Here is a 12,627-nt window from a genome sequence, read left to right as displayed (position 1 = left end):
CGCGCAGTTGCCGGCCTGACCCGGCAGGTCTCAGCGGCGCCTGCGGTCTGCGGGCGTCTGACCCAAGCCCCTGCGCAATGCTGCGCCAGCGGGCTTTTCTTGCGGCAAGCCGGGCTGCGGCAAGGTGAAACGCCAATGTTCAGGACCGGGGCTGACCGTTATCGTTCATAAACATGCGGCGAAGTTCCGGCACATTCCTGCAGCCACTGGACTTCATCCCGCTTCCGCTCGCGCCCCATGATTGATTCCCGCTCCACCGATCCCCAGGCCGCTGCCAGCGGCCCCGCTGAACCCTCCGACTCCTCCGTGCCATCCTCCGCCCCGGGCCTGCGCTCGGCCATCGTGCACCGCGGCACCTTGCGCGCCAGCGCGCGCAGCTTTCTGCATGCGCTGGGCCAGGACGATGAGGAGATCGCACGCCCGCATGTGGGCGTGTTCCATACGGGCGGGGAGATGAGCCCCTGCAATATGAATCTCCGCGACCAGGCCCAGCATGCCAAGACCGGCATCTATGCGGGCGGCGGCATGCCGCACGAGTGCCCCGTGGTCTCGGTCAGCGACGGCCTGACCATGGCGCATTCGGGCATGCGCTTTTCGCTGATCTCGCGCGAGTTGATCGCCGACAGCGTGGAGGCCTCGGTGCGCGGCCACCAGTGGGACGGCATCTTTGCCGTGGGCGCCTGCGACAAGAACCTGCCGGGACTGATGATGGCCATGGTGCGCTGCAATGTGCCCAGCGTCTTCGTGCATGGCGGCTCGGCCCTGCCCGGGCAGATGCCGGGCAGCGTCTCGGGGCGCGATCTCAACGTGGTCGACACCTACGAGACCATAGGCAAGGTGCTGGCCGGCACCTCCACCCTGCAGGAGCTGGACACTGTCACGCGCTCCTGCCTGCCCTCGGCCGGGGCCTGCGCCGGGCAGTTCACGGCGAACACCATGGGCATGGTCAGCGAGGCCCTGGGCCTGGCGCCCATAGGCTCCAGCATGGTGCCGGCTGTGTTCAGCGAACGCGCGCCGCTGATGCGCCGCGCGGGCCGCCAGCTGATGGAAATGGTCTGGGCCAGCGCCAGGGGCGAGGCCGTGCTGCCGCGCGATATCGTCACGCGCAAGGCCCTGGAGAACGCCTGCGCCGTGGTCTGTGCCACGGGGGGCTCCACGAATGCGGCCCTGCATCTGCCGGCGATCGCGCATGAGGCCGGCATACGCTTTCACCTCGACGACGTGGCCGAGATCTTCGCGCGCACGCCGCTGATCGCCGACCTCAAGCCCGGTGGCCGCTTCCTGGCACGCGATGTCTACTACATCGGCGGTGCGGCCGTCATCCTGCACACCCTGCTGGAGCAGGGCCTGCTGCATGGCGACGCGCTCACCTTCACGGGCCGCACGCTGGCCGAGGAAGTGGCCGATGCCGCCGAGCCCGACGGCGAAGTGGTGCGCAAGGCCTGCAACCCGATCTCGGCCGACGGCGGGCTCACGGTGCTCAAGGGCAATCTGTGCCCGGACGGTGCCCTGCTCAAGACCGCAGGGCTCAAGACCCTGGTACACCGCGGTCCGGCCCGCGTCTTCGACTCCGAGGAGCAGGCGCAGGACGCCGTGCAGGCCATGGCCTACGAGAGCGGTGATGTGCTGGTGATACGCAACGAAGGTCCCAAGGGCAGCCCCGGCATGCGCGAGATGCTGGGCATCACTGCCTTGCTCTATGGCCAGGGCATGGGCGACAAGGTGGCACTGCTTACCGACGGGCGCTTCTCGGGCGCCACGCGGGGCCTGTGCATAGGCTATGCGGGGCCGGAGGCCGCTGACGGTGGGCCGATCGCCGCGCTGCAGGACGGCGACATCATCGCCATCGATGCGCGGGCCGGCGCGCGCAGCATCACGGTGGAGCTGGAGCCCGCTGTCATCGCCGCACGGCTGGAGGCCGCCCGGGTCAGCCGCGCGCGCCAGCGACCCCTGGGCGGTCTGCTGGAGAAATACGCGCTGACCGTGCGCCCCGCCCACCAGGGCGCGGTCACGCATTCGGGGGCGGTGACCTGGCTGCGCGACAGCAAGTGATGCGCACAGTTGCAAAAGCGGCGACCCGGGAGCATGAAACCACTCCTGGGGCTGACGGACCGAGCCAACGACGACTCAAAACACCAAGGAGACCAATATGAACTTCAACCGCCGTGAATGGCTGCAGGCCGCCGGTGCGGGCAGCGCGGGAGCGCTGCTTTCGGGCCTTGGCCTGCCCGCGCTGGCCCAGGCGCCGCTCGAGAATCTGAACATCATCACCGGCTTCGCGGCCGGTGGTACCTCGGACGCCATCTGCCGCCGCGTGGGCACCAAGCTCGCCGCCTATGCCAAGGCAGTGGTGGTGGAGAACCGTACGGGCGCGGGCGGGCAGATCGCCATCAACTACGTCAAGGGCCGTCCGGCCGATGGCTCGGTGATGCTGCAGACGCCCACCTCCATGCTCACCATCTACCCGCATATCTACAAGAAGCTGGGCTACGACCCCGTGGCCGATCTCACTCCCGTCACCGTGGGCTGCATCTTCGACTTCGGCTTTGCCGTCGGCCCCATGGTGCCGGCCAGCGTGACCACCGTGCCCGAGTTCTTCGCCTGGGCCAAGACCCATCCCGACGGTGCCAGTTTCGGTTCGCCTGCCGCGGGCTCCACGCCGCACTTCGTCGGCGCCCTGTTGGGCCAGCAGGCGGGCGTGGACTTCAAGCACGTGGGCTATCGCGGCTCGCAGCCTGCGCTCATGGACATGATGGGCGGCAACATCGCTGCAGTGAGCTGCCCCGTGGGCGACGCCATGCAGCACGCGGCCAGCGGCAAGATGCGCCTGCTGGGCGTGAGCGGTGCCAAGCGCAACCGCTTCATGCCCAAGGTGCCCACCTATACCGAGCAGGGCTACAAGAACATGGCCCACAGCGAGTGGTTCGGCTTCTTCCTGCCAGCCAGGGCCAAGCCCGATCAGGTGGAGCGGCTCAACGCACAGATGCGCCAGGCCCTGGCCAGCCCCGATGTGGTCGACAGCCTGGCCGTGTTCGGCCTGGAAGCCATGTCGTCCTCACCCGCCGAGCTGGCGACGCTGATCAAGGAAGATCTGGCCAAGTGGGCGCCCATCGTCAAGCAGGTGGGTTTCACGGCCGAGGCCTGATCAACCTTGTCCGGCGGTCTCGGGGCCGTGCCGCCTGCCTGGCGGCCGGCGCGGCCCCGTTGCATCACCTGGCAGGGGCTCAGACGTACTTTCCGGTCAAGCCGCCGTCGGCGACGATTTCCGTGCCCGTGATGTAGCTGGCGGCATCCGAAGCCAGGAAGGCGCAGACGTTCGCCACTTCCCACGCAGTCCCCATGCGCTGCAGCGGCACCTGCCGTGCCCGCTCAGCCTTGGCCTCGTCCAGGCTGTCGGAGAACATATGTGCCACATTGGCGCTCACGCGCGGCGTATCGATCAGGCCGGGCACGACCGTGTTGGCCCGAATTCCGTGCGGCGCATACTGCTGCGCAATCATGCGCGTCATCTGGATGACAGCGGCCTTGGTTGTGCAATAGGCCAGATGCGGATAGCCGAGATAGCGCAGTCCCGCAACCGATGCGATCGAGATGATGCTGCCGCAGCCGCGCTGCACCATCGCAGGCAGCACGGCCTGGCAGCTCAGCATGAGGCTTTTCACGTTCACGCTGTGAATGCGGTCCAGGTCCTCTGCGCTGGTTTCCAGCGGTCCACCCGTCTTGCCTATGCCCACGTTGTGATGGAGCACGTCGATGGCCTGGTGCCTGGCAGCCATGTCTCTGAAGGCCGAGAAGATGTCCTCTTCGCGCGCCATGTCGGCCTGATAGGCAAAGGCGCTGCCACCTTCGGCCTCGATCAGTTGCACGGTCTCCTTGGCAGAGTCAAGATCGCGGTCCATCACGCATACCGTCGCTCCCTGTCGTGCATAGGTGATGCACGATGCGCGACCGATGCTCCAGCCAGGAGCGATGGAGCCGCCACCGGCGACGGCGACCGTGCGGCCAGTCAGATCAAGCAGTGCGCGCAAAGGTGGCGCAGCATCGGGAGTGGTGCCGGACATTTCACTGCTCCCCTGCCGCACCAGGGCTTACGTATGCAATGGCATGCTCGACGGTTTCCCAGATGAATCGGCCCGAAGGGTTCTGCTGCTCTTCGGCGATATGCGCAACCAGTCCTGCCGCGCGCGAGATCACGGCGAACCCGCGCATGATGCGGGTGGGTACACCGATCTCCCCCAGCAGGGCAGCCACGGCGCCCGTGGCATTGATGGTGATCGCGCGGCCGGCACTTTCGTCCACGGCCTTGGACAGCATCTCCAGGGCGCGAATCCTGTCACCTTTCAGATCCGCCTCCTCGCGTCCCATCTCCAGCAGCTTGTAGGCGCGGGGGTCGACCGGCTTGTGAAGATGGTGTCCGAATCCGGGGACGGGCGACTTCTGCGACTGGTAGTGGCTGGCGATGCTGCGGGCTTCCTCCATGGGGCTGGAGGCTGCGATGATGCGGTCGAGCAGTCCCGAGCAGTTCTCCATGGTGCCGACAAACGAGCTGCCCACGGCCAGCAGGCCCGCAGAGACGGCTCCCTGCAGATTCTCCGGTGCGCTCATGTAGACGACGCGGGTGGCAATGGCACTTGGAGTGAGTCCATGCTCCATCAGCACGATCAGCACCACATCGGTGATGCGCAGGTCCACGGGGCGTGGGCTGCGTCCGAGGATCTGCATGAGCATCACCTCCGTGAAGGTCTTCTTGCCCATGAGGTCCTGCACGAGATCGGCATCGCCGTAAGTCAGGCTGGTGAGCGTATGCGTGCACAGGCTGGTGGTGGGGGGCTTTTTCCTTGGGTTCATTGCTTGCTTTCTTCAGGTGTTGCTGCCGTTGGCAATGGCCAGGTCGCGCACGGCATTCTTGAGAACCTTGCCCACGGGAGAGCGCGGCAGTTCGCTCATGAAGTGGATGCGTTTCGGGGTTTGGACAGGGCCGATCCGTTCGCGTAGAAAGGCCGCGAGATCGGCCTCGGTGGCCTGTTGGTGAGGCCGCAGCTGCACTGCCGCCTGGACGCTTTCGCCCCATTTGTCGTCAGGAATGCCGAAGACGGCGCATTCATGCACGGCCGGGTGCTGGGCGAGGGCGTTCTCGACCTCGATCGGGTAGACGTTGAAGCCGCCCGTGATCACCATGTCCTTCAGGCGATCCTTCAGATAGAGGTAGCCGCGTTCGTCGAACATGCCGCGGTCGCCGGTGTGCAACCAGCCGTCGACCAGCGTCTCTGCCGTCTTCTCGGGCAAGTTCCAGTACCCGGTCATCACCAGCGGCCCGCGCGCGACGACCTCGCCCACCTCGCCGGTTTCAAGCAAGTGGCCTTCGGGAGACATGATGGCCACGTCGCTGTACCAGGTGCGTCGTCCGACGGCGGCCCAGTTGGCTTCGTGCTCGAAGTCCTCGGGTCGCATCACGGTCAGAATCTGGGGGGCTTCGGTCTGTCCGTAGGTGGTGCCGAGCACGGGGCCGAAGAAATTCCGGACTTCGCGAATCTTTTCCGGGGGCATCGGTGCGCCGCCGTAGATCAGGCGCTTGAGGTGAGGGAAGTCGGCGCGCGTCGTGCCTTGCAGTCCCATCAGCATGTACACCAGGGTTGGCGGCATGAAGCACACCGTGCCGCCACGGTGCTTGAACGTGTCGCGCACCGCCTGCGCGCCGGCACCGTCCATGATCACGTGGCAGCCGCCCTGCGCAAGAATCGGAAGCACATAGGTCGAGGTGCCGTGGGTGATGGGGGCGGCCATGACATAGCGGTCCTGTTCATCGAATGACCAGGCATGGATCTGGTTGACGATGTTGGCCATCCACGACCGGTAGGGCTGCATCACCCCTTTGGGCGCTCCGGTGGTGCCTCCCGTGAACTTGATGGCTTGCGTAGCGTCTTCGTGCAGATCGAAGCTTGGAATCGGTGCACCTGCGTGCCGGGATATCAGCTGTGCCAGAGTGGGCTGCTCTGCCTCGGCCGTGCCGATCAGGATGCGCCGAGCCCGTGCGTCGCTGACCAGATCCTCGTAGCCAGCTTCTACGATCAGAATGCTGGCGTCGACGATGTCCGTGATGCGGCGGATCTCGGATTGCGTGCTCTTGGGGTTCAGAGGCACCCACACCTTGCCGCAGGCCAGCACGGCCAGAAGTGCAACGATATGCTCGGCGCTGTTGGTGGCGCAGATGGCCACGCGCGATTGCGGCCTGGGGTCCAGCGCCAGCAATCCGCTGGCCGTGGCGCAGACCTGCTGTGCCAGCTGTTCGAAGCTCAACTGCTCACGCGGCGTGTCGATGGCGATGCGCTGCGGCCAGCGCTGCACCGCGCGCCAGAAGAAATCGATGGGATACATAAAGCCTTGTCCTGGTGAGTTAGTTCGCCTTGGCGCCCGATGCCTTCACGACCTCGCTCCAGCTCTTGAGTTCGCTGGTGACGAATTTGCGCATGTCGTCGGGCGTTCCTGGTGCCGTGGTTGCGACCAGTTCATCCAGTCTTTGCTTGATGCCGGGGTCTTTCAGCGTCTGGTTGAGTGCGGTGTTCAGACGCTTGATGACGGCTTGCGGCGTGCCAGCCGGAGCGGAAATGCCAAACCAGGACTGCACTTCGAAGCCGGGGAAGCCGGATTCGGCCAAGGTCGGCACATCGGGCAGCAAGGGGGAGCGCTCCTTGCTGGTAATGGCCAGTGCGCGCAGCTTTCCTGCCTTCACATGCGGCATGGACGAGGGCGAGTTGTCGAACATGGACTGCACCTGCCCGCCAAGCAGGTCGGAGACGGCTGGCGCACTGCCCCGGTAAGGAACATGCAGCATGTTCAGCCCGGTCTTCATCTTGAACATCTCGCCGGAGAGATGGATGGAGGAGCCGCTGCCCGAGGAGGCGAATGTCAGGCCGTCACTGGAATTCTTCGCGAACCTGACGTAGTCCTGCACCGAGTGGATCGGCAGGCCCGGATTGACCACCAGCAGATTGGGAATCTTGGCGATCAGGCCTACCGGCTCGAAGTCCTTGACGGGGTCGTAGCCCAGCTTGTTGTACAGCGATGCGTTGATGGTGTTGGCGATCGTGTAGACATACAGGCTGTATCCGTCGGCAGGAGCGCGGGCGACGATTTCTGCGCCCACGTTGCTGTTGGCGCCGGTACGGTTGTCCACGATGATGGACTGCCCCAGCTCCATGCCCATCCGGTTGGCCACAAGGCGCGCAACGATATCGGTAGCGCCGCCGGCCGCATAGCCGACGACAAGTTTGATGGGCTTGGTGGGCCAGCTGGTTTCCACGGCCGGTGCCGCTGATGCAAGGCATGGGCCCAGCGTTGCGGCGATGGCGATGCAGATGTTTCTGCGATGCCTTTCCTGCTTCATGATTGTCTCCTTGAAAGGGTTATGGGGGTTCTTCAGCGCTGTCGAACCCCATATGCCGAGAGCCATGGCTTGTCGGCGATTGTTTCAATGAGCGGGGAAATGAATGAATGAAAACGTCTGCCTGCCGGACGAAATCACTAGGCGAAAACCCTCTGCAGGAGAGGAGAGCAAGACTTTGAGTCGTGGCCTGGCGGTTATGGATGCCGTGCTTGCCGGGCCGCAGGAGGGGATGCGTGTGGTCGAGCTGTGTCGACAGACAGGTCTTGAGCGGGCCACCATCTATCGTCTGCTGGCGGCATTGCAGGAGGCTCGCTATGTGACGCTGGTCTCACGTTATCGCTACGGGCCCGGCGAGCGCTGGCAGGCGCTGGTGCCCAGCAGCAAGCAACGCGAGGATCTGGCGCAGCGGCTTGCGCCTGTTCTTGCAGCCATCAGCGAAGGGTGTGGGGATGCTGCATTTGCCGTGGTACGCGATGGTGGTCTGTCCCACTGCATTGCGCGGCACGTGGGCAACTACCCCATCCAGATTCTGGTGATACAGGTGGGTACGCGCCAGCCCCTAGGGGTCGGGGCCGCCGGACTGGCGCTGCTCTCGGCACTGGCAGACCGAGAGGTGGAAGCGGTGCTCGACGTCAACGCGCCAGCGCTCGCGTTGTACGGCGGCATGACCCAGCAGCGCCTGAGACTGCTGGTGCAGGCAACGCGGGAGCGAGGCTGGTCACTGGTGGGCAACCATGCGACCCAGAATGTGCTGGCGGTGGGCATGCCGGTGTGCGATGCCAGCGGCGATGTGCTGGCAGGAATCAGCGTGGCTGCCTCCGAAAATCGCATGCCGCGCGAGCGCCAGCGCCGGGTCGTGCAGCTCATGCGCAAAAGCCTGCGCGCCCATGGCTTCGACGCGTTCTGAGCGGCAGACAGGGGTCATCGCAGCTGTAGCGGCTTAACCCTGTTCTGCCAGCAGGTCCTGCAAGGTCTTGACCTGCAGGCGCAGGCGCTCGTTCTCGGCTTCCAGCTCGGTGACGCGGGCCTGCAGCTCTTCGGGGCTGGCAGCTGGCGCGGCTTCTGCCGATTCTTCGGCTTCGGACTTGGCGGCCTTGGGCTTTTTCTTGGCATCGCGCACGCGCTTGGCGGCCTGCTTGAGCGCGTCGGCACCTTCGGCGGCCACGGCTTGCTGCTCTTCCTCGGGGAGGGTGGCGACCACGGCAGCGGCGTTGAGCGAGAGTTCGCCGGCCTTGACCGCAGCCACGACTTCGGGCGCTGCCTTTTCCTGGATGGTCTCGATCATCTTGACCTGGCCGGCCGACAGGCGGGCGGCGCGTGCCAGGGCTTCACGCGTGTCCAGCGCTTCGTCGGGCACCTTGGCCACGCTGGCCAGGGCCTGGGCCACCACGGGGTCGGTCTCGCCTTCCCAGGGGGCTTCCTCGCTGGCCGGCTGTGCGGCCTTGGCAGCGTTCACGGCAGCTGCAGCGGCAGCGCGTCGCTCGGCAATGATCTCGCGCTTGCGCAGCGCCAGCACGCCGCGCTGGAAGTCGGAGACCGAGCGGCGGCCCAGATGCTGGTCGATCATCCACAGATGCACGTCGTCCATGTTCTTGAACTGCGTGGCCTGCACGGTGTTGAAGGGCAGGCCGTGCTTGCGGCAGATGCCGTAGCGGTTGTGGCCGTCGATGAGCAGATCGCCCCAGACCACCAGGGAGTCGCGGCAGCCTTCGGCGAGGATGCTGCGCTCCAGCGATTCGTGCTCGTCCGGGGTCAGAGGGTCGATATAGGCCTTCAGGCCTTCGTCAATCTTCAGTTCCATGTGTGTTCTTTAAATTGAGGAGCTGCTTGCGCTTGTTCGTATTCGTTTTCAGCATGAAATCAATGTGAATTCAAGAGAGGGCGAGCGGAAGCAGCTATAGACAAAAGAGCAACGCCCCAGCGTATGGGGCGTTGGAAAAGCAAAGCCGGTCGAGCTTACAGCAGACGCGAAATCAGCGCACCTTCCACGGGGCCTTCCAGCGGAATGCGCACGCGCACGGGGTTGCCCTGTGCGACTTCCACGGGCTGGCCTTCGAGGTTGAACATCTTCTCCAGCAAAACCCGCCGGTTGCCCTGGGGATGAATCACTTCGATGGTGTCGCCCACGGCGAAACGGTTCATGGTTTCAATCTCGGCCATGCCGTCGGCCCAGCCGCGCACCGCGCCCACGAAGTGGCTGCGCTGCAGCACGCTGTGGCCGGTTTCGTAGTTCTGGTAGTCGTTGGCAGGGCGGCGCTCCAGCAGGCCGCCGGTATAGCCGCGGTTGGCCAGACCTTCGAGTTCGGTGATCAGCTCGGGGTTGAACGGGCGTCCGGCCACGGCGTCGTCGATGGCGCGGCGGTAGGTCTGGGCCGTGCGGGCCACGTAGTACAGGCTCTTGGTGCGGCCTTCGATCTTGAGCGAGTCCACGCCGATCCTGGTCAGACGCTCCACATGCTCCACGGCGCGCAGGTCCTTGGAGTTCATGATGTAGGTGCCATGCTCATCTTCCATGATGGGCATCATCTCGCCAGGGCGGCCTTTTTCCTCGAGCAGATAGATGGCATCGGCCTTGGGATGGCGCTGCTGGTCGCCGCAGGTGCTGGTGAACTGGTTGTCCAGATCGTTCTTGGCTTCTTCGAAGTTGAAGCCGTTCTCCATGGTCTGGCCCAGTGCCTCGCCGGTGTTGGGGTCCACGGCCGCGTCATGCGTCTTGTAGTCCCAGCGGCAGGCGTTGGTGCAGGTGCCCTGGTTGGGATCGCGGCGGTTGAAGTAGCCAGACAGCAGGCAGCGACCCGAGTAGGCGATGCACAGCGCGCCATGCACAAACACTTCCAGCTCCATGTCGGGGCATTCCTGGCGGATCTTCTCGATCTCGTCCAGGCTCAGCTCGCGCGACAGGATGATGCGCGAGACGCCCATCTTCTGCCAGAACTTCACGGTGGCGTGGTTGGTGGTGTTGGCCTGCACGGACAGATGAATTTCCTGCTCGGGCCACTTTTCCTTGACCATCATGATGAGCCCGGGGTCGGCCATGATCATGGCGTCGGGCTTCATGGCGATGATGGGCTCGATGTCGCGCAGATAGGTGCGGACCTTGTCGTTGTGCGCAATCAGATTGCTGGTCAGGAAGAACTTCTTGCCGCGCGCATGGGCCTCGGCAATGCCCTGGCCGATCTGCTCCAGGCGGAATTCGTTGTTGCGCGCGCGCAAGCTGTAGCGCGGCTGGCCGGCGTAGACGGCGTCGGCACCAAAGTCGTAGGCGGCGCGCATCTTGTCGAGCGAGCCGGCAGGCAGCAGCAGTTCGGGGGCTTTGAGGGTCATGATGGCGCTATTGTCCCGCATAGCGCTTTTCACTGTGGCTTGCTAAGGCTACGTGGTCTGTAGCAGTTGCGCGTGCAGTTGCTGCGCAGGCAATGACTGGGAGGCCGTCGCGGCGGGCGTGCACAGCAGCAGCTTGCGCTGTGCCCAGGCGTCGGAAAGAGGTACGGCCACCACGCCGGTGGCGGCGCCGTGGCGCTGCACGGCGGCCAGCGGCAGCACGGCAATGCCCACGCCCTGGCCCACGAGCTGGCACAGCCCCTCGAAATGCTGCAGCTGGACCTGGATGCGCAGCAGCCTGTCATTGATCCGCAGGGCCTGTTTCTGCAGCAGCTGCTGCAAGGCGGAGTCACGGGGCAGGCCGACCCAGTTCTCATGCAGCAGCTCGGCCAGCGGCAGTTGCAGGCGCCCGGCCAGCGCATGGCCCAGCGGCAAGGCGGCGGCCAGCGGGTCCGGCCTCCAGGGCAGGCAGTGCAGGCCTGCCAGGGCACAGCTGTCTTCGGCATCCCAGGCCGCCACTCCGATATCGCACAGGCCCTGGCGCAGTTCGGCCAGCACTTCGCTGCTGGGGCATTCCTGCAGCTCCAGCGCAATCTGCGGGTGCTGGCGCAGAAAGCCGCTGACGGCCAGCGGCAGATGCTCGCGCACGGCCGAGGTATTGCCGCGCAGCCGGATCTGCCCGGCCAGGCCAGCGCCGAATTCACCCATGGCTCCGCGCAGGCGCTGCATCTGGCTGAGCACCTGGCGCGCATGCTGGCCCAGGGTATGGCCTGCAGCCGTGGGCTGCACGCCGCGTGCCTGGCGAATGAGCAGCGCCGTGCCCAGAAGCGCCTCCATGCCGCGCACGCGCTCGCTGGCCGAGGCCAGCGTGAGATGGCTGCGCTGTGCGGCCGCTGTCAGCGTGCCGCTGTCGAGGATGTGCACAAACAGCTGGAGGTCGGTCAGGTCAAAGCGCATGGTGTTCAAGCCTAAGGTTTATACGAAGTCTGGTTTTGGCAAATCCCGCTGGTAAAGCATCTTCCATAGCTGGATTATCAATGCTAGGCAATAGAGCAATGATTTTTGCTGAGGTTTGATAGTTCGGATAATACGAAGGATTGATGATGTGGAATGAAGGCTGGATGGCTGCGGCAGCCATTGCCGTGTTTGGACTGGCGGGTTGTGTCAAAGGCGTGGTGGGTCTGGGCCTGCCCACAGTTTCCATGGCCTTGCTGGCGGTGTTCATGCCGCCCGCGCAGGCGGCGGCCCTGCTGCTTTTGCCATCGCTGGTGACGAATCTGGTGCAGATGCGGCCCGTGGCAGGTTTGCGGCCCTTGCTGCAGCGTCTGGGCTGGATGCAGCTGGGCATCGTGCTGGGCACGTTGGGAGGTGTGGCCCTCTGGGGTGGAGTCGGCAGCCTGTCCGCAGCCAGACCGGCGCTGGGCCTGGCGCTGGTGATGTACGCCCTGTGGGGGCTGTCGGGCCTGCGCTGGCAGACGCCGGCGCCGCACCAGGCCTGGCTGGGGGCAGTATGCGGCCTGCTGACGGGCGCCATCACGGCGGTGACCGGTGTCTTTGTCGTGCCTGCCGTGGCCTTTCTGCAGTCGCTGGGCTTGTCCCGCCCCGCGCTCATGCAGGCCATGGGCCTGTGCTTTACCACCTCCACGCTGGCCCTGGGGGCCGGTTTGCTCTGGCAGGGCCAGGGACTGGGCGCGCAGGCGCAGGAGATGGGGCTGGGACTGCTGGCTTCGGCCCTGATGCTGATTCCGGCCCTGGCCGGCATGCACTGGGGCGAGCTGCTGCGCGAAAAACTCTCGCCCGAGCTTTTCCGGAAGCTGCTGATGCTCAGTCTTCTGGCTCTGGGTGTCTACCTGTGCTTCTGAGTGGCAGGGGCCGCAGCGACATTGCCGCCACCCAAGGGTTCGGGAGGAGGGCGGCAATGT

Annotated in this window: 11 protein-coding genes; 4 read left to right on the top strand and 7 right to left on the bottom strand. The window is 65.2% G+C overall.

Annotated features, from left to right (window positions below; all coding sequences use genetic code 11):
* Positions 1-237: 237 nt before the first annotated feature.
* Both ilvD and NOX35_RS18495 read left to right on the top strand, forming a co-directional pair.
* On the top strand, positions 238-2,052 hold the full coding sequence (gene ilvD / locus NOX35_RS18500; RefSeq protein ID WP_256494266.1) for a dihydroxy-acid dehydratase: 1,815 nt from the start codon (positions 238-240) through the stop codon (positions 2,050-2,052).
* 97 nt (positions 2,053-2,149) lie between these two features.
* Positions 2,150-3,145, top strand: a complete 996-nt coding sequence (locus tag NOX35_RS18495) for a Bug family tripartite tricarboxylate transporter substrate binding protein (RefSeq protein ID WP_182283608.1) — start codon at positions 2,150-2,152, stop codon at positions 3,143-3,145.
* A gap of 79 nt (positions 3,146-3,224) precedes the next feature.
* On the opposite strand, the gene NOX35_RS18490 is transcribed toward NOX35_RS18495, so the two are convergent.
* The 4 genes from NOX35_RS18490 to NOX35_RS18475 are packed head-to-tail and all read right to left on the bottom strand — an operon-like array spanning position 3,225 to position 7,384.
* Positions 3,225-4,061 (bottom strand): SDR family NAD(P)-dependent oxidoreductase, encoded by an 837-nt coding sequence (locus NOX35_RS18490; protein WP_182283607.1) that lies wholly within the window; start codon positions 4,059-4,061, stop codon positions 3,225-3,227.
* Position 4,062: 1 nt separating this feature from the next.
* The gene (locus tag NOX35_RS18485; RefSeq protein ID WP_182283606.1) at positions 4,063-4,848 is read right to left on the bottom strand and encodes a citryl-CoA lyase; all 786 of its coding nucleotides are present in this window, start codon (positions 4,846-4,848) and stop codon (positions 4,063-4,065) included.
* Positions 4,849-4,860: 12 nt separating this feature from the next.
* Positions 4,861-6,375 carry a class I adenylate-forming enzyme family protein gene (locus NOX35_RS18480; RefSeq protein WP_256494265.1) on the bottom strand — a complete coding sequence of 505 codons (1,515 nt, stop codon included), beginning with the start codon at positions 6,373-6,375 and terminating at the stop codon, positions 4,861-4,863.
* A 19-nt stretch (positions 6,376-6,394) separates the two neighbouring features.
* Positions 6,395-7,384, bottom strand: a complete 990-nt coding sequence (locus NOX35_RS18475) for a tripartite tricarboxylate transporter substrate binding protein (RefSeq protein ID WP_182283604.1) — start codon at positions 7,382-7,384, stop codon at positions 6,395-6,397.
* Between the two features lie 103 nt (positions 7,385-7,487).
* Between NOX35_RS18475 and NOX35_RS18470 the strand changes: the two genes are divergently transcribed.
* Complete coding sequence (locus tag NOX35_RS18470; RefSeq protein WP_182283603.1) at positions 7,488-8,291, top strand: IclR family transcriptional regulator; 804 nt, start codon at positions 7,488-7,490, stop codon at positions 8,289-8,291.
* 33 nt (positions 8,292-8,324) lie between these two features.
* Here NOX35_RS18470 and NOX35_RS18465 read toward each other — a convergent pair whose 3' ends face one another.
* From NOX35_RS18465 to NOX35_RS18455, 3 genes are all read right to left on the bottom strand, one after another.
* On the bottom strand, positions 8,325-9,185 hold the full coding sequence (locus tag NOX35_RS18465) for a plasmid replication/partition related protein (protein WP_256494264.1): 861 nt from the start codon (positions 9,183-9,185) through the stop codon (positions 8,325-8,327).
* A gap of 155 nt (positions 9,186-9,340) precedes the next feature.
* Positions 9,341-10,729, bottom strand: coding sequence for a tRNA 5-hydroxyuridine modification protein YegQ (gene yegQ, locus NOX35_RS18460; RefSeq protein WP_182283601.1), 1,389 nt, complete (start codon positions 10,727-10,729; stop codon positions 9,341-9,343).
* A 27-nt stretch (positions 10,730-10,756) separates the two neighbouring features.
* Positions 10,757-11,662, bottom strand: a complete 906-nt coding sequence (locus NOX35_RS18455) for a LysR substrate-binding domain-containing protein (RefSeq protein WP_256494263.1) — start codon at positions 11,660-11,662, stop codon at positions 10,757-10,759.
* Positions 11,663-11,808: 146 nt separating this feature from the next.
* On the opposite strand from NOX35_RS18455, the gene NOX35_RS18450 reads away from it, so the two are divergent.
* Positions 11,809-12,567: a sulfite exporter TauE/SafE family protein gene (locus tag NOX35_RS18450; protein WP_182287261.1), complete on the top strand. Its 759-nt coding sequence runs from the start codon at positions 11,809-11,811 to the stop codon at positions 12,565-12,567.
* Positions 12,568-12,627 lie beyond the last annotated feature (60 nt).

It is taken from the genome of Comamonas sp. C11 (assembly GCF_024496285.1).
GTDB lineage: Bacteria > Pseudomonadota > Gammaproteobacteria > Burkholderiales > Burkholderiaceae_C > Comamonas > Comamonas testosteroni_F.
This window is presented reverse-complemented; position numbering and strand designations above follow the sequence as displayed.